Raw genomic sequence first — 26,614 nt, 5'->3', positions numbered from 1 at the left:
AGGACTGTATATGACTGCGGTGTCAAGTGTTTATGCACAACGCTTTTTAATGACATTATTTTTGATTTCTTTTGGCATTTATCTATTTCTTGCCACAGTAACTTATACTCCATTTGACCCAGGTTGGATGCATATATCTAGTGATACCCAACAGGTTTCCAATGCGAGCGGCGTTGCAGGTGCTTGGATTGCAGATTTGTTATTTGGATTCTTAGGATGGGCGAGTTTGCTACTCCCGATTTTTTTGTTTATTGAAGCAATCCAAGTATGGTGGCCAAGAAGTTTCCTTAATCGTCCGTTTCGTTATGCGGCACAATTCTTTCTCGTGTTATCTGTGGCGAGTTTGTTCTATCTGCACTGGAATACTCCTGCGGACACTCTAGATAATGCAGCTGGTGGAATTATTGGTTATGAGTTGGGACAAAGTCTAACTGGCTTGCTGACAATATATGGTGCAACGTTATTTTTACTCGCATTCAGTATTTTGTTATTAACTTTAGCCTTTGGAATCCAATGGGATAAAACATGGATTACTCTAAAGAAAACACCCGCATATTTGCAGGATCTATTTTATAAGAATGTACCTCAACAAGAGTCAGCGTATGATCGTACTGAACAAATTACGATGACTGAAACACCGTTAAAAACCAATGCTCAGAATTCTGCTACTGCTGTAGGTACAGAACCAGTATTAGCCAATCATTCTACTCACGATATTATAAACCAAGAGACTCAAACTAAATTTGATGATTCTCATCATCAGGTATTGGCTGAGCGATTATTTGCCGATGTAGCCGCAAAAGAACAACAACGCATGAATGTCCAAGAAACAAAAACAGAGGACGATTTCGAGCAAACATTAAAACGTGCGCACCAATTCGAGGCTGAAAGTCAAAGACTCATACAAACTGGTGAGGTTTGGCGTGCACTGCAACATGATGAACAAAGCCATAAACAAGAAATAGATGCTTTACTGAAAGCTGCAGATGATCGTAACGAGCTTGATGATCATCAGATGTTAAATACATCATCACATTCTAATGTTGTTCAGAAAACTAATCATCTTGATTTAGATTGGAATGATGATGAAATTTTTGATGAATTACTCGCTGCTGTTCCAAATAGCAAAACAGCGACAGATGTTCATTCACCATTCAATCAAGAGTTGCAGACTTCTTCATTGCAACAAAAACAACAGTTTGAGGTGGATGAAGATATTGATGAATTTGAATTCGCTGCAAAGCCAGAGAATACTGTAGTCGTTGAAGAAAATATTCATTCCCCGATAAGTGCTCATGATGAGGTGAAACAAACTCAGAAATCTGAATTTGATGACTTCGATGATTTATTGATAGACGAAGATGAGTTTAAGACACCTTCGATAAGCACGAGTTATGAACAGTCATCTGCTTTCGTAAAAGCACCAATTGAAGTTGAAGCACCAAAAGAAACATTATCTAAGGAAGCATTTATCGAAGCATGGCAGGAAACAGCTGGTAAAGCAGAACCAGAATTAGAAATCGATTTGGATGATGATTTTGATCTAGATGCTCCTTTAACTGATGCTTTCGGACGACCAATGTCACGAGCAATGCAAGTTGCCCAAAAGCGACGTGACTTACCTACCTTGCCTGGTTTGGAGTTATTAGATCGTGTTGATCCAAATAAGAAAGTGAATTTTACAGCCGATCAATTGGCTAGATTATCTGAATTGCTTGAGATCAAACTGCAAGAATTTAATGTCAAAGCACAAGTAGTGGAAGCACAGCCTGGACCAGTAGTGACACGTTTTGAACTTGATCTTGCACCAGGTGTTAAAGCATCAAAAGTTACTAATATTTCACGCGATCTAGCGCGTTCAATGTCGATGGCTTCCGTACGTGTCGTTGAGGTTATTCCTGGTAAACCATATATCGGGATTGAAGTACCTAATAGTTCTCGTGAAATGGTGCGCTTGATCGAATTATTGGAAACTCCAACTTATCGTGATCCAAATAACTTGATTAGTATGGCGATGGGTAAAGATATTTCAGGCAATCCAGTACTGACTGATTTAGCCAAAGCACCACATATGCTCGTAGCGGGAACAACAGGCTCAGGTAAATCGGTTGCAGTAAACTCGATGATTTTATCGATGTTATTAAAGTATACCCCTGATCAATTGCGCTTAATTTTGATCGATCCAAAACAACTTGAGTTGGCAAACTATAGTGATATTCCTCACTTATTGACACCTGTAGTAACAGACATGAAGGATGCTGTTAGTGCTTTAAATTGGTGTGTAAATGAGATGGAGCGTCGTTATAAGTTAATGTCATTCTTGAAGATTCGTAAATTAAGTGACTATAACCGTAAAGTTGAAGAAGCGATTGCAAATGGCGAGGATTTAATTGATCCGACCTGGAAACCTAGTGATTCAGCGACTCAAGAAAGAGCACCTCGATTAACACCATTACCTTCGATTGTTATTGTTGCCGATGAATTTGCAGACATGATCATGCAGGTGGGTAAAAAAGCTGAAGAAATGATTACGCGTTTAGCGCAGAAATCACGTGCCGCTGGGATTCATCTTTTACTTGCGACACAACGTCCATCTGTCGATGTTATTACAGGTCTCATCAAAGCCAATATTCCAACGCGTGTGGCTTTACGTGTGAACAGTAAGATCGATTCACGTACCATCCTTGATGCGGGTGGTGCAGAGGACTTACTTGGACATGGTGATATGTTATTCCTTGGACCGGGTAAAATCGAGCCTGAGCGTGTTCACGGTGCATTTATCAGTGATGATGAAGTGAACCGTATATGTGATGCTTGGCGTGAACGTGGTGAGCCAAATTATGTGGATGAAATCTTGACGCCGTTCGATGAAGAACCTACATCACGTGGTTTTGAAGATGGCGATGGTGATCCTAGTCGGGATGCTCTATATGACCAATGTGTTTCTTTTGTTTTAGAAACCCGAAAAGCTTCAACTTCATCACTTCAACGTAAATTTAGTTTAGGTTATAACCGAGCTGCACGAATTATCGATCAGATGGAAGAGAATGGAATTGTGAGCTCAATGGGAGCAAACGGAAAACGAGATATTTTGGTTTAAACTAAATGATCATTTAAAAAGCCTCAATTTCGAGGCTTTTTTTATTTTCATTTTTATAGATTAAATATGGTAAAAATCACGTTTTTTAATTAAGCTGATAGACCATCGTCTCATCATAGAGATCAGTTATGTTCATCGCTTTAAGTACGCTCATTTTCATTCATTTTTGTGCACTGATTACACCTGGTCCAGATTTTTTCCTTGTGTCGCAAACAGCAGTAAGTCGTTCACGTAAAGATGCTGTATTAGTTGCAGTTGGAATATGCATGGGCGCGATGCTGTGGTCTTTGTTGGCATTAATGGGACTGAATATCATTTTTGAGAAAATGGCTTGGCTTAAACAAGGACTTTTGATTGCTGGTGGTTTATATCTGTGTTGGCTCGGTTATCAGATGCTGCGTTCAGCATTTTCTAAACAAAAGCAGGAAATCAAACAAATTACCTTACCTCAATCAGCATGGTTGTTTTTTATAAAAGGTTTGCTCACTAATTTATCCAATCCTAAAGCAGTCATTTATTTTGGTAGTGTGTTCTCGCTCTTTCTTGCTAATCCACTTTTTGATCAACATCATTTCTTATTGTTTATCATAATAGCTGTTGAAACATTGGTATGGTTTTTACTTGTGGCTTTTGTATTTTCGCTACCTACATTCAGAAATGCTTACCAGAACTTTGCCAAATGGATTGATGGTATTTCTGGTGGGATCTTTACTTTGCTCGGTGTTTATTTGATTGGTAGCCGATAACAGAGAAATCAAAGCCTGCTTGAAGCAGGCTTTTTTATTATGCAAATTTCGCTAGGACTTCTAAGAATCCATCTTTTTGACGAGGAAATTGTGCAATTACATCATGAATGCGTTGCCCTTCAGGGTTGGTTGCATTTAAGTCACGACCATCTGCTAAGAATTTAGTAATTAATCGTTCATAATCATTTGGGCGCATATGTTTAAACGCATGATATAGAACGTGAAAGTCAGCATTTACGCCTGCTGGAGGAAGTTGGTTGAGGTAGGCAAAAACACGCTCATCTGACCATTCTTCATTGAAAGTTGCTGGCTGTGATAATGCCATGACAATCTCCTGAATTTAAAAATAATAAAGGCAAAATACGATGCAGGATCAGAAAAGCGTTAATTCTCTCAATTTATTCGAAAAAAGTATTTCAAAACAACTGTGAAAATAAAACTCAAACTTTTCAAATTCTGTTGTGTATTTTGCCTTTATTTACAAAAAATCGCTAATTGAAAAACTTCTATCGATCTTCAGGTAAATTGATATTCATTTCCAGCATTTCGATGTTAGCTTCTGAACGAACTTGCATTTGGATGTGCTGTTCGTCTACACCACGAACATAACGACTTACCACTTGCATGATCTCTTTTTTCATTTGATCAATTTTGTCTTGGCTTAAACGACGACCAAGACCTTGTTCAGACGCAACAATAACTTTTAAGCGATCTTTGGCAGTTTGTGCACTTGATGGTTTTTCATCACTGCTAAAAAGTTTACTCCAGAATCCTGCCATAATTACGCTCCAAATAGTCTAGCTAACCAACCTTTTGGCTGTACTGTGATGTGTCGATATGGACGATCCTCACCAAGGAAACGAGCAACTAAATCATCATACGCTTGTCCTGCTTTTGCTTCAGAGTACAAAATAACAGGTTTACCTTCGTTTGATGCTTGAAGTACGCTTGGACATTCAGGTACAACACCTAGTGTTGGTACACGTAAAATGTCTTTTGAAATATCGTCAATCGTGAGCATTTCTTGTTTATCCGCTCGTTCAGGATTGAAGCGAGTAATACAAAGATGCTTACGAATACGTCCTTCGTTTTGCTCAACTTTTTTAGTTTTGCTGTCTAACATTCCGATGATACGGTCAGAGTCACGAACAGATGAAATTTCAGGGTTTGTTACGATGATTGCTTCATCAGCATGATACATGGCAAGGATAGCGCCACGCTCAATACCTGCTGGAGAATCACAAATGATGTAGTCAAACTCTTGAGAAAGTTCATCAATAACTCGTGCAACACCTTCATCACTCAAGGCATCTTTATCACGTGTTTGTGATGCAGGAAGAATATATAAGTTTTCAATATCTTTATCACGGATCAGTGCTTGCTGTAAGCGAGCTTCATTATTGATGACATTGACAAAGTCATAGACTACACGACGTTCACAACCCATAATCAAGTCAAGATTACGCAAACCCACATCGAAATCAATCACAACAGTTTTATGACCACGTAGGGCTAAACCTGTTGCAAAAGATGCACTTGTTGTAGTTTTACCTACACCACCTTTGCCTGACGTTACGACAACAATTTTGGCCACCGAATCCACTCCTATTTATGGTCATACGCCCCTAAAAGGGCTTTTTTGGTGTTTAATGTGATAACTTAAAACTGCAAGGCTTCAAATTCAAGCTCTTGCTTGTTATTTAAATAAATATGTACAGGCTTTTTGATCATATCTTTAGGAATATCATCTGCTACACAATAAGTACCCGCAATAGAAATTAATTCTGCTTCAAGCGAATTGCAAAAAATTCGTGCGGACATATGTCCACCCACACCAGCAATGACTCTACCACGAGCATTCCCGTAGATGTGAATATTTCCAGATGCAATTACTTCAGAACCACTATTCATGCCAGCATTCAAGATAATATCACCCTGATCTTGCACTAAACATTGTCCAGTTCGCAAAATTTCATCATGATATGAGGTGATATGCGGACTTGATGTAGCTTTTTGTGGTATTTCTTTTGCAGCCTGATCTGCTGGTTTTTCGACAACATGTTCGATGACTTGTTCTTTAGATGCTTTGATCCGCTGTAAAGGTTGATCTGCGGGCAATACAGGGAATTGGATTGCACGTGCTTCATCACCTAAGATTCCATCGATTACAGCCATAGGTTGTAAACCAATATCAATCAGTAGCTGTATAAGAGCAATCAATTCTTGTTCAACGGTACTGTCTAGAATGACTAAAGTTCCTAAATAGGAACCTTCGTTTAGTGTGCTAGTAAGTTGCTGTCGGATTGCATCGTGGTCATTTGTGTCGAACGTGAGTCGACTAAAATTCACCATTCTGCCCGTAATCCGTATGTCAGCCATAATTTATCCTTCAGGGCTTTTTAAGCACTCTATTGTGTTTAAGCATGTTGTAAATAAAAGCAAATGCTAGAACAAATTACACGAATTCTCTAGCTTGATTAGTAAATTTTCTTGTAATCACACTGCTTTTTTATCCAATTGATCATATTCATTTAATGTTTGTTGCCATTGTTTAACTTTGACTTGTTTTCGAATCGCTTCGAGGCTTTCATAGACTACTGATTCTACAAGTTCTTCTAAGTATTGGTTATCAATATTTAATTGACTGACTTTTTCTGCGATCAGTAAATAGTTTTCATTTGGACGTTCAAATGAGCTAGCTGTGAACGGTTCAATTAAACCCGCGGTAATGTTTTCACCCAAACGTTGTCCGATACTTTGAATTTGTTGTTCTATGCGACTGCCAACAATAGGAATCAGACGTAATAGTTGAGTGAGTTCAGGTGTATCTTCGATTGCTTGATTAACAATATGACCTACTTTTTGAGTAATGATTGGTTGTTGCTGTTGTAAAGCTTTTGCGAGCGATTCTTGCAACATTGAAGATAGTGTCACAGTAAATAATTGACGATGATGATCGACTAGATCATGAATAATTTTTTTATGACTTGAGCTAGTATCCAGTTCGTGTTTAATGCCATCGATTACAGTGATCACAACCCGATCAGAAAGTTCTTCCATGACAACACGATAATAAAAAATTGCTTTTAAGCGGATGCTATCGGGTACAACTTTATATCCAAGCTCATGTAAACGATACGCGATAATCCCCGCACGGAATAAACGCAGAAAGCGAAAGTGGGGGATAATTGCAACAATTTCATACCAGTGAATAAATGGAAAGAACCACCAACGCGCGTGATGCTTTTGTATGATTGATAGTAGCCAACGAATCGCAAGCTCAACAATCAGGAAGATAATAAACCAAGCTTCGGTTGTGATAACCCATGGATGTAGATAGCTACGATAAAACTCTAAAACGCTATAGAGGTGAATGGTGTTAAAAAACCATTCACCAATATTACTCATCAGGAAAAAGTTCATTCCAAGACAGAACAAATTGAAAACAATAATAAAAACCATGAAAATGTCATAAATAAGAAACAGCTTGAAGAACTTACTGTTCGGATTAACATAGTTATATTTAGAGTTTTTATCGGTGTCCTGCTGGGTCATCTTTCTGCTCAATCCTTGAAGAGATTATGAATTATATCTTGATTTGAGTTGACTAATAAGTTGATCTTTTTCAGTCCAGATTTGATCTACCCATTTCTGAAAGCGTTCACGATAAACTGCATCATCTTCGTAATTTCCACCCAAAACCCAATCAGGAATTTCAATTTTGCGTAAATCAACAGCAATGCTTGAAACGTCACCTAACCAAAAGTCGCCATAACCTGGCGCACCTTCAGGATAGACAATCGTCATATCCACTAATGCATCAATCTTGTCACCAAGTATGTTTAATGCTAGGGCTAAGCCACCAGCTTTGGGTTTAAGTAGGTTCTTATAAGGTGATTGTTGTTGTGAATGTTTTTCAGGCGTAAATCGAGTACCTTCTAAATAATTGAGAAGGGTGAATGGCTGACTTAATAGTTGTTCACATGCCTTACGTGCTTCTAGCAAATCACGATGTTTGAGTTCAGGATTTTTAGCAATTTGTTCTTTGGTATGGCGTTTCATCATTGGGAAACCCAAGATTTTAAAAGCCTGACCCACAAATGGAATAAAGATCAGCTCCCACTTCGTAAAAAAGCGAGTAAGAGGCATTCGATTCAGACCAAAATATTGATTTACCGTTGTATCTACCCAGCTTTGATGATTACAAATCATCATATAGCGACCTTGTAGATTGAGATCTAATTTTTCATCAATGGTAATGTCCCATTTTAGGTTTGGTAAAACTTTCTCAATCAGTTGGTTGTTTACCCCAATCCAGCTATTGGCTAGTTGAATATTGGTTTCGTCTACTTTGGCAGATTTTTTGAATAATTTAGTGAGACCTAAAGCCAGAACAGGAGGTCCATGTAGAAATGTACTTCCTGTGATCACAGAACTAACAGTAAGACCTTTACTGACCTTTCGCAATAATGATGTTTTCTTATTCGCGGTAGACATAAATCGAACCTTGAGGCAGATGTTTTGAAAAGATGGATTAACTATAAACAACAGTGGTTTAAATACAACTGTATATTTATTAATATTGACATTTTTTTATATATTTAAACCATTTGAATTAATTTTTCTGTGCAGAAAACGTGAATCTGTCGCATATGTACAAATTTTAGTTTGTTTGCGAAGCTTATTCTAACTTATAAATTTCCTTGATTTCTTCACAATTGGATAAACATGAAGAAACTATGATTAAGTGGAAATGTAAAGTGCATCAAAATATTACAAAAATACAAATAAACTATTTATTATTAACAAAATATCAATGGTCTAGCTGAATTTTCTCATTCATTATCTGTTCAGACAACAAAATACATAGACAGGAGCTACGCGATGCGTGCATTAGTTATTTCAACACTCGTAGGGGCTGGATTGGTACTTTCTGGTTGCCAAACAATGAGCGGACAAGGTAATGATATCGGCGGTGTTTCATACGACAAAGCTGCTTTAGGTACATTAATTGGTGCAGCTGCAGGTTATGGTATCTCAAAAGGTAATGCTAACTCTTCTTCACAAAACAACCGCGCAGCTGCGATTGGTGCAATCCTTGGTGGTGCGAGTGGTTTATATCTCGATAATAAAGAGAAAAAATTACGTGCTCAAATGGCAGGTACTGGTGTAGAAGTTGGCCGTAACCCAGATGGTTCTGTTCAGTTGATCATGCCTGGTAGCATCACGTTTGATACAAATAAATCAAACATCAAACCAAACTTCTACGGCACTTTAAACAAAGTGGCACAAACTTTAGCTGAAGATAACAAGAGCGCAATCTTAGTTACTGGCTACACAGACAATACTGGTAATGATTCAATCAATATCCCATTGTCTCAAGCACGTGCTCAATCAGTTAAAAACTATTTAGCAAGCCAAGGTGTTTCAAGCAGCCGTATTGATGCACAAGGTTTAGGTTCTTCTAATCCTATCGCTTCAAACGCAACTGCGGCAGGTAAAGAACAAAACCGCCGTGTTGAAATCAGCATTTATGCTAAACAGTAATTAATATTGCTGTAAAAAGACCACCTTCGGGTGGTTTTTTTATTGCCAAGTTTTTAGTACGACAAATAGTGACGCCATCTTGGAGTAAGACATCATAATTTATACATATCCTCAGATTTATTATTGGGATTCTAAAAAATAGATGTCTATAATCATGCTCGAAAACGTGAGAGGTATTACAACGATGTCATCTGCCAGTCAACTCAATGACAAGCAACTTGAAGCCATGAAATATGTTCAGGGGCCATTGTTGGTGCTTGCAGGTGCAGGCTCGGGTAAGACTTCTGTAATCACTCGAAAGATCGCTTTTCTGGTTCAACAATGTGGTATTCCTGCGCATCGTATTACTGCGATGACTTTTACCAATAAAGCTGCACGTGAAATGAAAGAGCGTGTCGGTAAGTTGCTTTCACGTGAAGAAGCCAAAGGGCTTTCAGTCTCTACATTCCACACATTTGGTTTGAATTTGCTTCGAATAGAGTTAAAACATTTACCTTTAAAAGCGAATTTTTCGATTTTGGATGCAGATGATTGCAAAAGAATCCTGATGGATCTAATGCAGCGTGACAACCTATCTGGAGCAGAAAGTAAAGAACTGATCGCGAAAGCCATGAAGAAAATCTCGGATTGGAAAAATGATCTGGTCATACCTGAGCAAGCTCATTCAACATGTGAAACACCTGAAGACGTTCAGCTTGCTCATTTGTATCAACTTTATGAACGTAATTTGAGAGCTTATAACGCTGTAGATTTTGATGACTTGATCGTAATGCCGACACGATTGCTTCAGGAAAATGCTGAGGTTCGTGATAAATGGCAAAATCGTGTTCGTTACTTACTCGTAGATGAATATCAAGATACCAATACAGCACAATATACCTTAGTGAAATTGCTTGTTGGGGTGATGGGGCAGTTTACTGCGGTAGGTGACGACGATCAGTCGATTTACGCTTGGCGTGGTGCAAAGCCTGAAAACATGGCTTTATTAAAAGATGATTTCCATAATCTTAAAGTAATTAAGCTTGAGCAAAACTATCGTTCTACCAGTCGAATTTTAAAAGCGGCGAATGCTGTCATTGAAAATAACCCTCATATCTTTGATAAAAAGTTATGGAGTGATAAAGGGCACGGTGAAACCATTCGTGTAATCACGTGTTTAAATGATGATGATGAAGCTGAACGCGTAGTCAAAGATTTAATCACGCATAAATTGATGAATGGAAAAAATTGGAAAGATTACGCGATTCTGTATCGTGGTAATTTCCAAGCACGTGTTCTTGAAACACAACTGCGTCAGATGCAAATTCCATATAAATTGTCAGGTGGTCAATCATTCTTCGCCCGCGCTGAGATTAAAGACGTAATGAGTTACTTACGTCTCATTATCAATCCCGAAGATGACAGTGCTTTTTTACGTATTATCAATACGCCGAAACGTGCAATTGGTCCTGTCACTTTAGAAAAGTTAGGTCTATTTGCTCAAGAAAATACCCTATCTTTATTGACGGCTTCTTCTGATCAACGTCTTGCAATGGTTTTACCAAAAAAAGCGGCGACTCAATTACATGAGTTTGCAGACTTTATTGCGACTTTTACACGTGAACTGTTAGATGATGACGAACCAGTACCCAAAGTACGTCAAATGATCAACGAAGCAGGCTACATTGATTATGTTCGTGAGCAAGCTGCAACGCCAGCTCAAGAAAAAACGAAGATCGATAATATTGAAAGTCTGTACACAAGTATCCAAAACTTAATTAATCGTACAGACGATGTCGATGAAAAAAATATTGAAAGTGTCATTCGTAAATTGGTTCTTCTAGACATGTTGGAGCAGCAACAGGAAGAAGAAGATACAGATAAAGTCAATTTGTTGACATTGCATGCTGCGAAAGGTTTGGAATTTCCATACGTCTACATGATTGGTTTAGAAGAAGAGTTATTGCCGCATAAGAACTCGATTGCGTCTGAAACCATTGAAGAAGAACGCCGTCTGATGTACGTAGGGATTACTCGTGCGCGTCAAGGTCTAACTTTAACGCTTGCAGAGCAACGTAAGAATGGCGGTCAAATGCGACAAATGACTCCGAGTCGTTTTTTAGATGAATTACCACAAGATGATTTAGAGTGGCATGGTCGTAAAAAGAAACTAGCACCAAATGTTGACCCTAAAGAACAGGCTCAACAGTATCTTGCCAACTTAAAAGCATTATTGAAACGTTAAAGATTATTTGTAGGAAGTTGTAATGAAAGTTCAAGTTAAAGTATTAGATGCACGTTTAGGTCAAGAATGGGCATTGCCATCGTACGCAACAACAGGTTCAGCTGGCTTAGATTTGCGTGCTTGTTTAGATGAAGCAATTGAAATTGCTGCGGGTGAAACGGTTTTAGTTAAAACAGGCTTGGCAATTTACATCGAAGACCCAAACTTTGCGGGATTAATTTTGCCGCGTTCGGGTCTTGGGCATAAACATGGTATTGTATTAGGTAATTTAGTCGGTTTGATTGATTCAGACTACCAAGGCGAACTGATGGTTTCTGTTTGGAACCGTGGAAAAAATACATTCCGCCTAGAGCCAGGCGAGCGTTTGGCGCAATATGTACTCGTTCCTGTAGTTCAAGCAGAGTTTGAACAAGTGAATGAATTTGTTGCTACAGAGCGCGGAGCAGGTGGTTTTGGACATACTGGTCAACAGTAATTCCCAAGCCTTATTATTTTAAATGCAATGTTTAACTGAAAAACATTGCATTTTTCATATTGATTGTTATTTGAATTTATATTAAAAAGCAGCTGATTAATTATTTTAATTTTTCTGAACAAGGGTTAATTAATTTCTTAATAGTTTAAGTTTTTTTTAATAATCGAATGATTATAAGAATAGGGGCTTGCTGTGAATATAAAACATACGTTTCCTCTGAATATTTTTCGTGCCTATGACATCCGTGGAAAGCTTTCTAATCTAACGCCTACGATAATTCGTTCAATTGCGCATGCATTAGCATTTCAATATAAAAAATATGATCAACATCAAATTGTTATTGGATATGATGCAAGATTAACTAGTCCAACGTATGCTGATATTCTACAGCATATATTGGAAAAACAAGGTTTTGAAGTTATTAATATCGGGTGCTGCTCATCACCAATGATGTATTACATTGCTCGTGATTTTGGTGGTAACGGTATTATGGTGACGGCAAGTCACAATCCGAAGTCTGATAATGGAATTAAATGGATTTTAAAAGGTGAGCCACCTAGTCCAGAAGTGATTCAAGAAGTTGGGCTGTTTGCTCAAAATATACCTATTAAAGTAGATTATCAAATTCGAGATGAGACAATTACTCATCAAGTAATTCCTCATTATTGTTTACAATATCAACAATCTTTGCTCGATGATATTCAACTTGCGAGACCATTGAAGGTTGTTTTGGATGGCTTACATGGCTCAGCTGGACGATGTGCTAAAGTTGTACTGGAAAAGCTTGGTTGCGACGTGATTGCATTACGTTGTGACGCAAATGGTCATTTTCCTGATCATGCACCTGACCCATCGCATGCTGAACACTTGAGACGTCTACAACAATTTATTATTGAACATCAAGCAGATATTGGAATTGCGTTAGACGGTGATGGCGATCGAGTCGTTTTGCTAGATGAAAATGCCACGATTATTAGTCCTGATCGTTTGCTTTCTTTATTTGCACAAATGTGCTTAGAAAATCATCCCCAAAAAGAAATTGTATTTGATGTCAAATGCTCACAAATGGTTGCTAATACAGTCCAACAATTAGGTGGGCAAGCCAAAATGATTCGCACGGGAAGTAGTTTTTTACGAACTTATTTAACGCAATCAAATGGTGCTGCTGTATTTGGTGGTGAATATGCTGGGCATTATGTTTTCAATGATGGTCGTGGTTTTGGTTATGATGATGGTCTATATGCTGCACTACGTGTTATGGAATATCTCACCCATTCAAGTTCAGCAAATTTATCTGCATTGCTAAAACAATATCCTGAGCGTTGCTGTACCGAAGATACTTATATTAGTACCCATGATATTAATCCATTAAGTGTTTTAAATGAAATTGAAACTTTAAGTCAGGATTTAGGCGCACAGTTAAGTAAAATTGATGGTGTAAGACTTGATTTTAATGATGGTTTTGGCATTATTCGAGCATCCAATACAGGCGAGTATTTTACTGTTCGTTTTGATGCAGATCATCCAGATCGGTTAGTTGAAATTCGCGATAAATTTGTTTCTATGTTGCAAACTCGATATCCACAAATTGCACAAGAACTAGCACAGGCTTAAAAGGAGAGGCATATGCCACATGAGCATATCGGCATTGATAAAGCTAAAATTTTAATTGAAGCTTTGCCGTATATCCAACGTTTTGCAGGTAAAACGTTGGTTGTTAAATATGGTGGCAATGCAATGACAGATCCTGAGTTGGAAAGCTCATTTGCTCGTGACATCGTGTTATTAAAAACAGTCGGACTTAATCCAATTGTTGTACATGGAGGTGGTCCACAAGTTGACTCTTTGCTTAAACGTCTTGGGCAAGAATCTGATCGTATTGATGGCATGCGTGTAACTGACCAAGCAACGATGGAAGTTGTTGAAATGGTTTTAGGCGGTAGTGTAAACAAATCAATCGTGAATTTGATCAATCAACATGGCGGACGTGCAATTGGTTTAACCGGTAAAGATGGTAATTTACTTCGTGCGCGTAAACTGCTCATGGAAAAACAAGAAGCTGATGGTTCGGTTTCACAAATTGATTTAGGTATGGTGGGTGAAGTCACTGGCGTTAAAACAGATGTTCTAGAAATGTTTACGCAAGGTGATTTTATTCCTGTGATTGCACCATTAGGTGTCGATGAAGAAGGTAATACTTATAACATTAATGCCGATTTGGTCGCAGGTAAGGTTGCTGAAGCTTTAGGTGCGGAGAAGCTAATTTTATTAACAAACATCACTGGCGTTTTAGATGAAAATAAAAACTTATTGACGGGTTTGACCACTCAAGAAGTTGATCGTCTCATTGAAACAGGTGTGATCTATGGCGGTATGATTCCGAAAGTAGGTTGTGCACTAGATGCAGTAAAAGGTGGTGTGGTTAGTGCGCATATTGTTGATGGTCGTGTACCGCATGCAACTTTGTTAGAAATTTTTACTGATCATGGGGTAGGTACCTTAATTACCAATCGTGCGAAGCATTAAGTTTTAAATCTTTCTTATCCTCCCTTTTAGTCGTGAAGGGAGGATTTTATTTATAGTTCTTCAATTCAAATTTTGTTCTCCGTCTCAAAGACTCTTTTAAAAAGGTCAGCGTAAATGACCGTCATCATCTCTTCATTTTTCATTCACTAAAATGTCATTAATAGGATTTAAGGTGATTCTAGTCATAAGGAGCTTTCATTATGCTAGAAAAATTAAATCAGTATCGTCAAAATTTGACCTTACCTTTACGTCAAAAACCAGCTCAAAATCAGTATCGCTTTGAATGGGTTGACACTTTAAAAGAATTACAAGACGTACAGCGTTTTAGAGCAAAACAATTTTCACATCAATTTGGCTTAACTTTTGAAGATGATCTTGATCAAGATCTTTATGATTTTGGTTGTGAACATGCGGTATTGAGAGATAAATGGTCGGGTGAAATTGTTGCCTATACACGACTTAAATTATTTCAAGGATATGAGATTGGGCAGAGTTATAGTGCTCAAGAGTTCGAGATCGTTCCACATTTATCACATTTACCGAGTATTGTTGAAATCGGACGTACTTGCGTGCATCCACAATTCCGCTCTGGTAAAGCTTTGTCGATGCTTTGGCTAAACATGGCACCAAAAATTCTTTGGTCGATGCGTGCAAAATATTTGATGGGTTGCGTAAGTATTCATCTCGAAGATAACTTAGCCCGTACTTATTACACGCACCGTCAGATTCAACAGCTTGCGGATCATCAAACTATCGACATTCGCTCAAAGCGAGCATTTGAACCTGAGCGTCCTGATTATAGTTTTCCGCAAGATGAACGTATGCCGAAATTATTTCAGACTTATTTAGGCATGCAATCAAAGTTGTCAAAAGAAGCATTTTTTGATGAGGAATTTAAGTGCTTAGATTACTTTGTTTTTCTTGAAGTAAATAAGATCGCAACCTCATTTGTCATGAATAAAATGGTTCAGCGCTAACTAGATTTAGCATTCATCTTCGAATAGTGAGCACATATTGAGATTTACAATACATCCGTACCTCATGCACAATAGGCATAGATGTTAAATAGTTCAAAGATATGTGCCAGCTATTAGGAATGAATTGCGCTACACCCACTGATATCACTTTCTCTTTTCGTGGTTTTTCCCAACGAGCAGGTGTGACATCAGACCATTGTGATGGTTTTGGTATTGCTTTTTTTGAAGATAAAGCTTGTCGCTTATTCGTCGATAATCAGTCGGCAGTTGAGTCACCTATCGCAGATCTTGTTCGTAATTATCCAATCAAATCTCGAAATGTGATTGCGCACATTCGCAAAGCCACCCAAGGTAAAATTACTCTAGAGAACTCTCATCCTTTTTTAAGAGAGCTGTGGGGCAGACATTGGATTTTTGCCCACAATGGTGATTTGCATGATTTTTCCCCTAGATTAAGTGGACGCTTTGAACCTGTTGGAAATACGGATAGTGAAAGAGCTTTTTGTTATTTGCTCGATCAAATGGTAGAGACATTTGGATATGTTGAACCTTCACTTGATGATTTGTTTGCATTATTAGAACACTTATCTCCTCAGATCGCTGAACACGGTACATTTAACTTTTGTTTGTCTAATGGACAGGCGTTATATACTTATGCCACGACAAAGTTACATTGGTTAGTTCGAGAATATCCTTTCCAACATGCTCATCTGATTGATTTGGATGTAGAGGTTGATTTTAGTCAAGTCACCACACCAGAAGATCGTGTTGCGGTAATTACTACTGAACCATTAACACATAATGAAACATGGACTGCGTATCAAGCTGGGGAAATGGTTTTATTTAAAGAAGGTAAGCCAATTAAACATGCTTTGACTCGCGTAGATCGTCTAATCCGTGAAGCGAATGATCCGAGCTTAAAAAGAATAACCAAGGCAGATCAATATTAGAATAATATGCTTATAATAAATAGTTGTATTTAATTTATTTATATAATATTTAAGGCTTTTAAAGTCGATAATTTTAATCAGGTTTTTAGCTAATTTATATACTTTGGTTAAAAAATACTTGAGTGTTTTAATGGGTGAAAATATTAAATTAAATGTAAAACAATGAGTTAAATTATTTATTTGAAAAAAATAAAAATCTGACAAAAATGCTGTGTTTTTATTTAATTTTTTTACCGATATTATGTTCTTATTCAATAAATATGCTTGAGTTTGGGGTTCGATATGGGTTTGAAATGGTCTGTCGAATATAATACAGGAATAGATGTTATTGATGATCAGCATCGCCGTATTCTAGATTATATTAATGAAATAGCTGATTTAAAACACTCTCATGATCGAGTGAAAATGAAAGAAGTTTTGGACAATATTATTGACTATACGCAATCTCATTTTACTTTTGAAGAAAGTTTACAAGAAGAGGCAAACTACAAATATCGTGTACCGCATAAACGAGTTCATGATTTATTTATCAAAAAAATAGAAACTTATCGTGAACGTTTTGAATTAGGGCATGAAATTGATAAAGAATTACATGAGGCTTTGTCAAAATGGTTAATTAATCATATTCGTCATGATGATGCGGATTATGTGGGTGCTGTCAAAGAAAATATGATGGGAATTATTAAGGAAAATGAAAAGAAAAAGGGAAAAAACTGGTTTTCTAGATTTTTCTCATAATAATAAAAAACGACTCTCTAGATGATAAAAACAATAAGGCAAATATGAGTGAAAATAGAGAGTCTTATAAAAACAATAACAATTCGTGCGCGGCAAATCATCTGAGATGGTGATTTGCCTTTTTATTTCGACATCTTTTGTTTTGATTTTCAGACAGGAGAAAGGCAAAATAGATTGAATATTTCATTGCAAACTCCATAAAACGCAATGAGTTCAAAGATTTTTCAAGGAATGCATTATGCAGGACACAACTCTGTCACGCTGGTTTGCACCAGTGATGGCGTTTTGCTTATCTTTTGTCATGATCACAACACTAGCACCAACTCTAGGTATTCAAATTGAGCGCCAATTTGATTTTTGGTTGCTTTGGTTGGGAACGATGATTTTATTGGCACTACCGATTGGCTATCTTGAAATTGCTTTAGCAAAACGTTCTAAAGTTACCGCTTTGCAGGCTTTATCAAATCTAACACGTGAGGCTGATGCATCTCCAAAATGGCGTGTAGTTGGTTGGTTGGCTGTAGTATTAGTGCCATTTTTTGCTGGTAGTATTTTATTTTCAGCATCTGATATTTTAGTCCAAAAACAATTTGGCGTATCTAATCAGATCATTTTCGCTGTGCTTGCCTTGATTGCACTCGGATTATCTTTTATTCCACGTCAATTCCTAATTGCTTTAACGACTTTGGGTGTAATTGCATCTCTAGTGTTGGCAAATGTATTTGGAACTCAATTACAAGCGTGGCATTGGACTGGTATTGAATTTAAAGAGTGGGGCAATGCAACTGTTCTTGCGCTTGTGGCGAGTGGATTAGGATTAGGATTGTATTGGCAAAACAGCCTTGCCACAGTTCGTCAACAAGAAGCCGCAACTTCAGTTGTATTACCGATCTGGTTAGCTCAATTACTTGCAGTTGTAGCGTTCGGATTCTTCTCTCTCAAAGTTGAAATCCCTGCTTTTGCATGGTTATTTGCTGCATTGGTATCTGCTGCTTTATTAATTCAACTTGCAAAAGAACAACTTGCTCAACGTCAACTGGCTCAAGCAATTCAATGGGTGATCATCGTTGCTGCAATTGCAGTTTGGGCTGCACCTCAGCTAAGTTCGATTTTCAATCTTCTATTGATTGTTTGGGGATTAATTGTTTGTTTGATTTATGCAATTTTTGCAGGTTGGATTATGAAAATTAGCCATTTGCGTAAATCTATGGGTTTCAGTAATGAGCTATTCTATAACTTTTGGCGTATCGCTGTTCGTTTAGTTCTACCACTGTCGATTGTAATTGCTATTGTTGCTGTAATTGGACAATGGATCTAATGAAATCTACTGCATGTGTATGGGTCGCTTATGCGACACCTGAGCAACAATTTCATTTAGAGGTTGATTTCCTAGAAGGAATGACGGCTGAACAAGCGATTATTGCTAGCGGATTAGCCGAGCAGGTGACTTTACCTGAGAAACTTCATTTGGGCGTGTTTGGTATCAAAATACAGCCAGACAGTCAGCTCCAGATCGGAGATCGGGTTGAAATCTATCGTTCTTTAACAATTAATCCTAAAGACATTCGTCGCAAACGCGCTGCAAAGAATCCAGTTGGGCGTTTTGCCAAAGGTAATCGATTTAGACCATCAAGTTCATAAATAAAACCCCTCAAGGATCAATCCATGAGGGGTTTATTTTTATAACCTAAAGCCGTTATAGTGGCGGCGCTGTTAAGATCGCTTCTTTAGATGCTGGTAAACCAGGTTGTGACTCTGGAATTGTATCTAAACCTTCAATGCGTTCAACATTACCATTTGCATCAAAGTAAATTTTTAAATGTTGTCCATGTGCTGCAGGTATTTTTGCCTTTTTGGCATATGTACCAGGGATATAGTTGTAAATATAGTCCCAACGTAATGGATTCAGTGGATCAGTAACCGTTGGACTACCCAACAAGAAGCGAACTTGCTGAAAGCTCATGCCTACTTGTACTTGAGATGCTTGTGCTTTGGTTAACGGTGTTCCTTGTGGAATATCAACTTTATAAACACCAAAGACTGAACAACCGCTAAGTACTGAAGTGACGAATAACGCCAGCATGATTTTTTGCATTTTGCTACACTATCCTGATAAATGATGATGCATTTGATTCAAGGATAGATCATACTGCATCTAAACTCTATTGCCTATTCCAACTTAAGATTTGTTAAGAGACCTTTTTTCATGCCTATTTCCAACCAAGACTTACGCAAAGCTGGACTTAAAGTTACCCTTCCTCGTATTAAGATTTTGGAATTATTAGAAAATTCGAAACAACATCATTTAAGTGCAGAAGATATTTATAAAACTTTGCTTGAACAAGGTGAAGATGTTGGTTTAGCGACAGTTTACCGTGTATTAACACAATTTGAAGCTGCAGGAATTATTCAACGTCATCATTTTGAAAATAATCATTCAGTTTTTGAAATCATGCAAGAAGATCACCATGATCACTTAGTATGTTTAAACTGTAACAAAGTTATTGAATTTACTAATGATGTTATTGAAAAAGAACAACATTCTGTAGCTGATCAGCATGGTTTTACTTTGACAGGACACTCATTAAATTTATATGGGTACTGTAGTAATCAAGAATGCAAGGATGCCTATCGTAAGAAATAAGTGTCATTTTAGTAAAGATAGAAATTTTCACTGAAATAAAACAAATAAAAAAAGGAAGGTTACAAAAACCTTCCTTTTTTTAATGATTTAAGAAAGCTTATTGACCGTCAAATGTAATGTTGCGACTTGCACTTAACAATTGATCTGCACCTTCTTCAGAAAGTTTAATGGTGAGACGTAAATCGTTTGGTGAGTCTGCATGTTTAAGCGCATCTTTATACGTGATTTCACCAGCTTTATATAAATCATAAAGCGCTTGGTCAAATGTTTGCATGCCTAATTCGCGCGAGCGTTTCATGAGGTCTTTAATCTCATGAATTTCACCTTTACGGATATAATCTGATAGTAACGGTGTATTAATTAGAATTTCGATAGCTGCTCGGCGTGAATTTCCATCAGGCGTTGGAATTAACTGTTGAGCGACCATTGCTCTTAGATTGAGCGATAAATCCATATGCAGCTGAGCATGACGGTCAGCTTCAAAGAAGTGAATAATACGGTCTAATGCTTGGTTAGCGTTATTCGCGTGAAGTGTAGCAAGTACTAAGTGACCTGTTTCTGCGAAAGCAATCGCATAGTCCATTGTTTCACGAGAGCGAATCTCACCAATCAAGATCACATCGGGTGCTTGACGAAGTGTATTTTTCAAAGCTACTTCAAAAGAGTCTGTATCAATACCGACTTCGCGTTGAGTCACAATACAACCCGCGTGTTGGTGTACAAACTCGATCGGGTCTTCAATGGTGATGATATGACCTTTAGAGTTTTGATTACGATATCCGATCATTGACGCGAGCGAGGTTGATTTACCTGTACCTGTTGCACCAACAAAGATAATGATGCCACGTTTGGTCATCGCTAAATCTTTGAGGATTGCAGGTAGTTTTAATTCATCCATTGTTGGAATAACCGTTTCGATACGACGTAATACCATGCCTGGCATATCACGTTGTTGGAACGCGCTCACACGAAAACGCGCTGTTTTCTCACGGTTCATAATTGCGAAGTTACACTCGCGAGTATCTTCGAATTCTTTACGTTGTTTATCACTCATGATTGAGTGTAATAACTGACCTACAATCTCACCTGAAAGTTTTGCTTTAGCCACAGGAACAATCTGACCGTTGATTTTCATTGAAGGTTCAACATCAGCGGTAACAAATAAATCCGAAGCACTTTGTTCAATCATTAGATTGAGTAAATCATTAAAATCCATATGCTTTCCCCATTAATTTTAGTTTTTATAGGAATGATTCAGGTTGTTTAGCAACAGTACGAGCTGTTTGAGGGCTAATGATGCCTCTCGAAACTAAGTTTTTAAGACTTTGATCGAGTGTGGTCATGCCGTAGTTAGCACCTGTCTGAATCGCAGAGTACATCTGTGCAACTTTGTTTTCACGAACAAGGTTACGAATCGCAGGAATACCGATCATGATCTCATGCGCTGCAACACGACCACCGCCATTCTTTTTCAACAATGTTTGTGAAATAACTGCTTGTAATGATTCGGACAACATCGCGCGAACCATATCTTTTTCTTCGGCAGGGAATACGTCGATCACACGGTCAATGGTTTTTGCTGCTGAGGTGGTATGCAGAGTACCAAATACTAAGTGACCTGTTTCTGCTGCGGTTAGAGCAAGACGAATTGTCTCTAAGTCACGCATCTCACCGACTAGGATAATATCAGGGTCTTCACGAAGGGCTGAACGAAGTGCTTCGTTAAAGCCATGTGTATCACGATGTACTTCACGCTGGTTAATCAAACATTTCTTTGATTGATGTACAAATTCGATTGGGTCTTCAACCGTTAAAATATGGTCATAGCGATGCTCATTAATATAATCAATCATTGCAGCCAATGTCGTTGATTTACCTGAACCCGTTGGACCAGTGACCAGAACAATACCACGCGGGTAGTCACAAATATCTTTGAAAATTGTTCCTAAACCCAAGTCTTCCATGGTTAAGACTTTAGATGGAATGGTACGGAATACAGCACCTGCACCACGGTTTTGGTTAAATGCGTTTACACGGAAACGGGCAATGTTTGGTACTTCAAATGAAAAGTCCGTTTCTAGATCTTCTTCGTAATCTCGACGTTGTTTGTCATTCATAATGTCGTACACTAAACGGTGTACATCTTTATGTTCTAATGCTGGTAAATTGATACGGCGAACTTCACCATCCACGCGAATCATTGGTGGCATACCCGCTGAAAGGTGTAAGTCCGAAGCACCGTTTTTTACTGAAAACGCGAGTAATTCTGTAATATCCATAATTTCCCCGAAACAATCAAAAAATGTCTCATTATTTTGTAGAATAATATACGGCTTTCACTCTGTGTTACCAACACATTATAGAATGTGAAAGCAAAAAAACATTTCGTAAATGAGAACTGTGTCAATGAATCAATCAGAACAATCACGCTTACAAGTATTAAGTCAAATTGAGCAGGCGTGTCTGCGTGTACAACGCGATCCTAATACTGTGCAATTGTTGGCTGTATCGAAGACACATCCTAGTTTAAGCTTGCGCGAAATGTATGCGGTTGGTCAACGGAGTTTTGGTGAAAACTATTTACAAGAAGCGTTGCCAAAAATTGAAGAGTTACAAGATTTAGATATTGAATGGCATTTTATTGGTCATGTACAACGTAATAAAACCAAACATTTAGCTGAAAAGTTTGATTGGGTACATGGTGTTGATCGCTTAATTATCGCAGAGCGCCTATCTAGCCAACGTTTAGAAAATCAAAAGCCATTAAATATATGTTTACAAGTCAATATTGACGGACAAGACTCTAAAGATGGTTGTGAACCCAATGAGGTCGCTGAATTAGTAGAGCAAATCAGCCGACTACCAAATTTGCGTTTACGTGGTTTGATGGTGATTCCAGCGCCTAATAATGTTGCTGCGTTTGCTGATGCTAAAAATTTATTTGATCAAGTGAAATCATTACATGCACAGCCTCAAGTTTGGGATACTTTGAGTATGGGTATGTCTGCTGATTTGGATGCAGCAATTGCTGCGGGTTCAACCATGGTTAGAGTTGGGACTGCATTGTTTGGGGCAAGGGATTATTCACTTTAACCCACTACTTCAATTCGACTCGAACCTGATCCCATCGGTTGTACCTGAATCTGAACAGGAATGCGTTCATGCATTTCCTGAATGTGTGAAATTAAAATGACTTTACGCCCTTGGCTCTGTAACTGATCCAGCGCATTCATCACCATATGCAGAGAAGATGCATCCAAGGTGCCAAAGCCCTCATCAATAAACAGCGATTCGATTTTCATCGAACCTGATGCCATATTGGCAATCGCCAATGAAATGGCAAGGGCAGTGAGGAATGATTCCCCACCAGACAGTGAAGCAACCGAACGGGTTTCGCCATCCATATCATGATCAATAATCGCAAGACTGAGTGAATTATCCAAACGTTTTAGGGTATAGCGCTGAGACAGCATCGCCAATTGTTGATTAGCATATTCAAGTAAAATATCGAGATTGTACTGTTGGGCTAAATCACGGAATTCTTTACCTTTTGAATCACCAATTAAACTAGAAATCTTATTCCAGCGGTGCTCTTGTTGCTGGATCTGTTGAATCTGATCAGCAAATTTCTTTTGTTTGGCTAAATTTTGCTGATGAACTTCCAATTGCAGTTTAAGTTGATCTCGTTGATCTGTTGTCTGTTGCAAAATTTCTTGATTGGCATTTATCAATTCAGTCAGTTGTTCAACCTGAATGTTGGGTTCAGATTGAAGAAGTGTATTTAACTGTTCTTGCATAGTTTTCAATGCAGAATTTGCTTCACTCAAAGCACGGTCCGCTTGTTGTATTGCATTTCGAATCTGCTGTTCCTGAGTTGATGAAAACGCAAGTAATTCACTGAGTTGATCTTCTGCAAAATTTTGATGCTGGGCTAACCAATTAGTGATTTCAGTTTTACATCGTTCAAGAGAATCATGATTTTGTTGCTGCTGTGCTTTGAGTTGTTCGAGCACATTTTTCTGCTGCTCAAAATGTTGACGAGCTTGTTCAAAACTTTGCTTCACTTGCTGATATTTACTCTGCAATTGCTGACGTTGTTGATCATGTTGTTGTAACCATTCATTGGCTTTGATTTCAGCTGAACCTGTCATCGTTATAACCAGTTGGTTAGCAGCATCCGTATTTTGTTTGCCTTTAATCTCGATGTCTTTTAAATGTTGTGCGCACTCTGTTTGTTGTGTAGTGAGTCCTGTCAAATTGGTCTTTAATACATTTAACTGCTGATCAATTTGTTCTTTCTGTTTGATGAGCGATTCTGCATGCTCTAGTTGTTGGCTACGTTGCTGCAATGCTTGCAATATGTGTTGTGAGATTGACATGTCATGTTTAGACCAAGCCATTTTATCGTCTGCATTGAGACAATCCACGATATGCTGAATCTGTTGTTGTAAGTGCTCTACGGTTTCTAGTTGATGACGTGTATTTTGAATGTTTTGATGAAGCACATGCTGATCTTTATTGGCTTGATTAAGTTGTAATAATTCCTTTTCAAGCTGCTGTTGAGTTTGTGACGTTTCTAAAACCAATGATTGCATCTTAGTCGTGATGTCATGCTCAGTGAGATTGAAATCGAGTTGAATATTCAACTGTGATAAATGTTGCTGTAACAGTTGATCGTGGGTTTTTAATTTGTCATGCAATTGCTGCAACTGCTGTTGCAATTGATTGTGTTCAGTATGGCTTTGAGTGAATTGTTGTTGAGCTTTTTGCCAAAGTTGGAAAAGCTGTTGTTCCTGTTGAATCGCTTGCTGTTCTTGTTGTTGTTGTAAGGCATATAACGTTTTAGAGATTTGGCTCTCGTTATCACGATAAGGATGTTCAGTACTGCCACAGACTAGACAGGCTTCACCGTGCTTGAGTTCTGCACGTAGATGTTCAATATTTTCAGCATGTAATAGACGTTGTTGTTGCAAAACCAGTTGTAGTTTCTCACGTTCAGTTTTAGCAGCGTGATAATCTTGTTCAGTTTTTTTGCTGCATTGTTCTAGCTGTTGAACTTGCTTTTGTAGAGCTTCAAATTTGTTTTGCTGCGTAAGCACTTCATTTTTTAATTCAAAATAATGCTGAAGTTTTTGTTGAATTGCATCCAATTGATTGATGCGAATTTGTTGGGTTTCTTTTAGTTTCGACTGTTGCTCAATACGCTGTTCAATTTGTTGGGTGACACCAAATTGAGTAACTAAATTGTTGAATGTGTTTTGATCTTGCTCAAGTTGAGTCTGTGCTTGTTGAATAGAGCCTAATGTATGTTCTACTTTTTGATATTGCTGAATAAATTGCTTGAGTTGTTGAATATGGGCATTTAAGCCTTTATCCAAAGGGGCGTATTGAGCACTGTGTTTTAATTGTTCTAAGCAAGCCGTATGTTGCGCACTCAAGTTTCGAATGCTTTGTTCTAGCTGTTGTTGTTGCTCGATGAGTGGTTGCTGCTGACTTTCCAATTGAGTCAGTCGAATTTTGGTTTTCTTATATTCTTCAGCAATATAGTCACGTTCTTGCACAAACTTGCGAACTTGTGTCAGTTCAGTTTGATGCTTTCGCTCGAAATCTTGAAATTGATTGAGTGTTGTTTCTGCTTGTGCATAAAGCGTTTTTTGCTGCTCGAATTGAGTGGTTAAAGTGCTAAATTCATTGTGCTTTTGGTGAATTTGTGGCGCGAGTTGTTGCAATGTTTTTTGCAACTGTTGTTGTTGAAAAACAATAGGACGTATCTCAGCGAATGTCTCTAATTGACTCAGTAAGTACCGATCTTTGGCAATGTTTTCTTGGGCTTTAAGTTGCAAATCATAGTCTTGTTTTTTTAACGCTATGTCTTTATTAATTTTATCGCGTTGTTCAAACCACTGTTGTTGTTGTCTGAATTGATTTTTTTCATTTTCAAGTTGTTGCACGTGTTGCTGTAGCTGTTGGAATCGCTGTTGTAACTCAGCGATTTCTTCATCAGAGCGAATTTCAATGTGTCCTAAAACACTTTCTAATTTTTCACGTTGTAAGCGAACTTCTTTGGTTTTTTCAAAAGCCAACTGTCCAATCTTGGCAAAAATACTGGAGTTGGTCAGATATTCCAATAATTCACCACGTTCATTATCCCGTGCTTTTAAAAAGGCGGTGACTTCGGATTGTGCCAGTAACACGGCACGCGTGAATTGTTCAAAACTGAGCTGCGTAATTTGTTGAATATGAGTTTCGACGGCTTTGGTTTTATCTGCGACAACCACGCCATCGGTGAGGCATTTCAATGAGCGTTGTACACTTTGCAGTTTGCCACTGGCATTTTCACGTGCACGTTTAATTTCCCAACGCGCTAAATAATGTTTTTGATCCTGTGCGACAAAACACAGCTCGGCAAAACCGTGTCCAGTACCACGACGTAATACAGTGAGAGGAGAGTTTGTCAGCAATTCTGATCCATCTACATCGATTAGTTTGCCATCACTGCCTTTTAGTCGTGGGATTTGATTAAATAGGGCAAGGCACATCGCATCTAAAATCGTGGATTTACCTGCACCTGTTTTTCCTATAATCGCAATCAATCCAGCATGTGCTAAAGGTTCACTTTCAAAATCAATAAAATGCTCACCTGCAAGAGATGCCAGATTTTTTAGTCGAATGGATAAAATTTTCATG

General features: G+C 38.0%; 24 protein-coding genes. 14 read left to right on the top strand and 10 right to left on the bottom strand.

What is annotated here, in order from left to right; genetic code table 11:
- Window positions 1–10: 10 nt before the first annotated feature.
- Window positions 11–3,100 (top strand): DNA translocase FtsK, encoded by a 3,090-nt coding sequence (locus F948_RS03540; RefSeq protein WP_004960050.1) that lies wholly within the window; start codon window positions 11–13, stop codon window positions 3,098–3,100.
- A gap of 128 nt (window positions 3,101–3,228) precedes the next feature.
- Complete coding sequence (gene rhtC / locus F948_RS03535) at window positions 3,229–3,846, top strand: threonine export protein RhtC (protein ID WP_004960048.1); 618 nt, start codon at window positions 3,229–3,231, stop codon at window positions 3,844–3,846.
- Window positions 3,847–3,883: 37 nt separating this feature from the next.
- Here the strand turns inward: rhtC and F948_RS03530 are convergent, their stop codons facing one another.
- From F948_RS03530 to F948_RS03505, 6 genes are all read right to left on the bottom strand, one after another.
- A complete protein-coding gene (locus F948_RS03530) occupies window positions 3,884–4,171 on the bottom strand; it encodes a PA4642 family protein (RefSeq protein WP_004952694.1) in 288 nt (95 codons plus the stop codon).
- A gap of 181 nt (window positions 4,172–4,352) precedes the next feature.
- Window positions 4,353–4,625 carry a cell division topological specificity factor MinE gene (minE, locus tag F948_RS03525; RefSeq protein ID WP_004663449.1) on the bottom strand — a complete coding sequence of 91 codons (273 nt, stop codon included), beginning with the start codon at window positions 4,623–4,625 and terminating at the stop codon, window positions 4,353–4,355.
- Window positions 4,626–4,627: 2 nt separating this feature from the next.
- Window positions 4,628–5,440, bottom strand: a complete 813-nt coding sequence (minD, locus tag F948_RS03520; protein WP_004913932.1) for a septum site-determining protein MinD — start codon at window positions 5,438–5,440, stop codon at window positions 4,628–4,630.
- Between the two features lie 65 nt (window positions 5,441–5,505).
- Entirely contained in the window at window positions 5,506–6,225 is a 720-nt protein-coding gene (gene minC, locus F948_RS03515; RefSeq protein ID WP_004913931.1) for a septum site-determining protein MinC, read from the bottom strand.
- Window positions 6,226–6,342: 117 nt separating this feature from the next.
- Window positions 6,343–7,401 carry a hypothetical protein gene (locus tag F948_RS03510; protein ID WP_004960043.1) on the bottom strand — a complete coding sequence of 353 codons (1,059 nt, stop codon included), beginning with the start codon at window positions 7,399–7,401 and terminating at the stop codon, window positions 6,343–6,345.
- Between the two features lie 24 nt (window positions 7,402–7,425).
- On the bottom strand, window positions 7,426–8,343 hold the full coding sequence (locus F948_RS03505) for an acyltransferase (RefSeq protein ID WP_004960040.1): 918 nt from the start codon (window positions 8,341–8,343) through the stop codon (window positions 7,426–7,428).
- Between the two features lie 387 nt (window positions 8,344–8,730).
- On the opposite strand from F948_RS03505, the gene F948_RS03500 reads away from it, so the two are divergent.
- The 10 genes from F948_RS03500 (at window position 8,731) to F948_RS03455 (ending at window position 18,924) form a co-directional block, all read left to right on the top strand.
- Window positions 8,731–9,393, top strand: a complete 663-nt coding sequence (locus F948_RS03500) for a YiaD family glycine zipper/OmpA-like lipoprotein (RefSeq protein ID WP_004952706.1) — start codon at window positions 8,731–8,733, stop codon at window positions 9,391–9,393.
- A gap of 184 nt (window positions 9,394–9,577) precedes the next feature.
- Window positions 9,578–11,617 carry a DNA helicase Rep gene (gene rep, locus F948_RS03495; RefSeq protein ID WP_004960037.1) on the top strand — a complete coding sequence of 680 codons (2,040 nt, stop codon included), beginning with the start codon at window positions 9,578–9,580 and terminating at the stop codon, window positions 11,615–11,617.
- A 22-nt stretch (window positions 11,618–11,639) separates the two neighbouring features.
- Entirely contained in the window at window positions 11,640–12,092 is a 453-nt protein-coding gene (dut, locus tag F948_RS03490; RefSeq protein WP_004913924.1) for a dUTP diphosphatase, read from the top strand.
- Between the two features lie 192 nt (window positions 12,093–12,284).
- Window positions 12,285–13,706, top strand: a complete 1,422-nt coding sequence (locus F948_RS03485) for a phosphomannomutase/phosphoglucomutase (RefSeq protein WP_004960035.1) — start codon at window positions 12,285–12,287, stop codon at window positions 13,704–13,706.
- 12 nt (window positions 13,707–13,718) lie between these two features.
- A complete protein-coding gene (gene argB, locus F948_RS03480) occupies window positions 13,719–14,618 on the top strand; it encodes an acetylglutamate kinase (protein WP_004913920.1) in 900 nt (299 codons plus the stop codon).
- 200 nt (window positions 14,619–14,818) lie between these two features.
- Window positions 14,819–15,595, top strand: coding sequence for a GNAT family N-acetyltransferase (locus F948_RS03475; protein WP_004952716.1), 777 nt, complete (start codon window positions 14,819–14,821; stop codon window positions 15,593–15,595).
- A 101-nt stretch (window positions 15,596–15,696) separates the two neighbouring features.
- Entirely contained in the window at window positions 15,697–16,545 is an 849-nt protein-coding gene (locus F948_RS03470; RefSeq protein ID WP_026057434.1) for a class II glutamine amidotransferase, read from the top strand.
- Between the two features lie 282 nt (window positions 16,546–16,827).
- Window positions 16,828–17,283, top strand: a complete 456-nt coding sequence (locus tag F948_RS03465; protein ID WP_004913914.1) for a bacteriohemerythrin — start codon at window positions 16,828–16,830, stop codon at window positions 17,281–17,283.
- Window positions 17,284–17,521: 238 nt separating this feature from the next.
- The gene (locus F948_RS03460; protein ID WP_004960027.1) at window positions 17,522–18,601 is read left to right on the top strand and encodes a hypothetical protein; all 1,080 of its coding nucleotides are present in this window, start codon (window positions 17,522–17,524) and stop codon (window positions 18,599–18,601) included.
- Window positions 18,601–18,924, top strand: coding sequence for an RnfH family protein (locus tag F948_RS03455; RefSeq protein ID WP_004960024.1), 324 nt, complete (start codon window positions 18,601–18,603; stop codon window positions 18,922–18,924). Before F948_RS03460 ends, F948_RS03455 begins: the two co-directional genes overlap by 1 nt.
- A gap of 55 nt (window positions 18,925–18,979) precedes the next feature.
- Here the strand turns inward: F948_RS03455 and F948_RS03450 are convergent, their stop codons facing one another.
- Window positions 18,980–19,378 carry an outer membrane protein assembly factor BamE gene (locus F948_RS03450; protein WP_004913908.1) on the bottom strand — a complete coding sequence of 133 codons (399 nt, stop codon included), beginning with the start codon at window positions 19,376–19,378 and terminating at the stop codon, window positions 18,980–18,982.
- 111 nt (window positions 19,379–19,489) lie between these two features.
- Between F948_RS03450 and fur the strand changes: the two genes are divergently transcribed.
- A complete protein-coding gene (fur, locus tag F948_RS03445; RefSeq protein WP_004952725.1) occupies window positions 19,490–19,927 on the top strand; it encodes a ferric iron uptake transcriptional regulator in 438 nt (145 codons plus the stop codon).
- Between the two features lie 97 nt (window positions 19,928–20,024).
- On the opposite strand, the gene F948_RS03440 is transcribed toward fur, so the two are convergent.
- Window positions 20,025–21,143 (bottom strand): PilT/PilU family type 4a pilus ATPase, encoded by a 1,119-nt coding sequence (locus F948_RS03440; protein WP_004913902.1) that lies wholly within the window; start codon window positions 21,141–21,143, stop codon window positions 20,025–20,027.
- Between the two features lie 25 nt (window positions 21,144–21,168).
- Window positions 21,169–22,206: a type IV pilus twitching motility protein PilT gene (locus F948_RS03435; RefSeq protein ID WP_004960020.1), complete on the bottom strand. Its 1,038-nt coding sequence runs from the start codon at window positions 22,204–22,206 to the stop codon at window positions 21,169–21,171.
- A 127-nt stretch (window positions 22,207–22,333) separates the two neighbouring features.
- On the opposite strand from F948_RS03435, the gene F948_RS03430 reads away from it, so the two are divergent.
- Complete coding sequence (locus tag F948_RS03430) at window positions 22,334–23,020, top strand: YggS family pyridoxal phosphate-dependent enzyme (RefSeq protein WP_004960018.1); 687 nt, start codon at window positions 22,334–22,336, stop codon at window positions 23,018–23,020.
- Here the strand turns inward: F948_RS03430 and F948_RS03425 are convergent.
- Entirely contained in the window at window positions 23,017–26,613 is a 3,597-nt protein-coding gene (locus tag F948_RS03425) for an AAA family ATPase (protein WP_004960016.1), read from the bottom strand. The two genes, F948_RS03430 and F948_RS03425, sit on opposite strands and share 4 nt — an antisense overlap.
- Window position 26,614 lies beyond the last annotated feature (1 nt).

Source organism: Acinetobacter junii CIP 64.5 (assembly GCF_000368765.1).
Classification (GTDB): Bacteria; Pseudomonadota; Gammaproteobacteria; order Pseudomonadales; family Moraxellaceae; genus Acinetobacter; species Acinetobacter junii.
Note: the sequence above shows the minus strand (reverse complement) of the source record. Positions and strands in the feature narration are given on the sequence as shown.

Excerpts from the sequence above, each read along its gene's own strand:
- F948_RS03540 (WP_004960050.1), top strand. The coding sequence starts at position 11 with ATGACTGCGGTGTCAAGTGTTTATGCACAACGCTTTTTAATGACATTA.
- rhtC (WP_004960048.1), top strand. The coding sequence starts at position 3,229 with ATGTTCATCGCTTTAAGTACGCTCATTTTCATTCATTTTTGTGCACTG.
- F948_RS03530 (WP_004952694.1), bottom strand. The coding sequence starts at position 4,171 with ATGGCATTATCACAGCCAGCAACTTTCAATGAAGAATGGTCAGATGAG.
- minE (WP_004663449.1), bottom strand. The coding sequence starts at position 4,625 with ATGGCAGGATTCTGGAGTAAACTTTTTAGCAGTGATGAAAAACCATCA.
- minC (WP_004913931.1), bottom strand. The coding sequence starts at position 6,225 with ATGGCTGACATACGGATTACGGGCAGAATGGTGAATTTTAGTCGACTC.
- F948_RS03510 (WP_004960043.1), bottom strand. The coding sequence starts at position 7,401 with ATGACCCAGCAGGACACCGATAAAAACTCTAAATATAACTATGTTAAT.
- F948_RS03505 (WP_004960040.1), bottom strand. The coding sequence starts at position 8,343 with ATGTCTACCGCGAATAAGAAAACATCATTATTGCGAAAGGTCAGTAAA.
- F948_RS03500 (WP_004952706.1), top strand. The coding sequence starts at position 8,731 with ATGCGTGCATTAGTTATTTCAACACTCGTAGGGGCTGGATTGGTACTT.
- rep (WP_004960037.1), top strand. The coding sequence starts at position 9,578 with ATGTCATCTGCCAGTCAACTCAATGACAAGCAACTTGAAGCCATGAAA.
- dut (WP_004913924.1), top strand. The coding sequence starts at position 11,640 with ATGAAAGTTCAAGTTAAAGTATTAGATGCACGTTTAGGTCAAGAATGG.
- argB (WP_004913920.1), top strand. The coding sequence starts at position 13,719 with ATGCCACATGAGCATATCGGCATTGATAAAGCTAAAATTTTAATTGAA.
- F948_RS03475 (WP_004952716.1), top strand. The coding sequence starts at position 14,819 with ATGCTAGAAAAATTAAATCAGTATCGTCAAAATTTGACCTTACCTTTA.
- F948_RS03470 (WP_026057434.1), top strand. The coding sequence starts at position 15,697 with ATGTGCCAGCTATTAGGAATGAATTGCGCTACACCCACTGATATCACT.
- F948_RS03465 (WP_004913914.1), top strand. The coding sequence starts at position 16,828 with ATGGGTTTGAAATGGTCTGTCGAATATAATACAGGAATAGATGTTATT.
- F948_RS03460 (WP_004960027.1), top strand. The coding sequence starts at position 17,522 with ATGCAGGACACAACTCTGTCACGCTGGTTTGCACCAGTGATGGCGTTT.
- F948_RS03455 (WP_004960024.1), top strand. The coding sequence starts at position 18,601 with ATGAAATCTACTGCATGTGTATGGGTCGCTTATGCGACACCTGAGCAA.
- F948_RS03450 (WP_004913908.1), bottom strand. The coding sequence starts at position 19,378 with ATGCAAAAAATCATGCTGGCGTTATTCGTCACTTCAGTACTTAGCGGT.
- fur (WP_004952725.1), top strand. The coding sequence starts at position 19,490 with ATGCCTATTTCCAACCAAGACTTACGCAAAGCTGGACTTAAAGTTACC.
- F948_RS03440 (WP_004913902.1), bottom strand. The coding sequence starts at position 21,143 with ATGGATTTTAATGATTTACTCAATCTAATGATTGAACAAAGTGCTTCG.
- F948_RS03435 (WP_004960020.1), bottom strand. The coding sequence starts at position 22,206 with ATGGATATTACAGAATTACTCGCGTTTTCAGTAAAAAACGGTGCTTCG.
- F948_RS03430 (WP_004960018.1), top strand. The coding sequence starts at position 22,334 with ATGAATCAATCAGAACAATCACGCTTACAAGTATTAAGTCAAATTGAG.
- F948_RS03425 (WP_004960016.1), bottom strand. The coding sequence starts at position 26,613 with ATGAAAATTTTATCCATTCGACTAAAAAATCTGGCATCTCTTGCAGGT.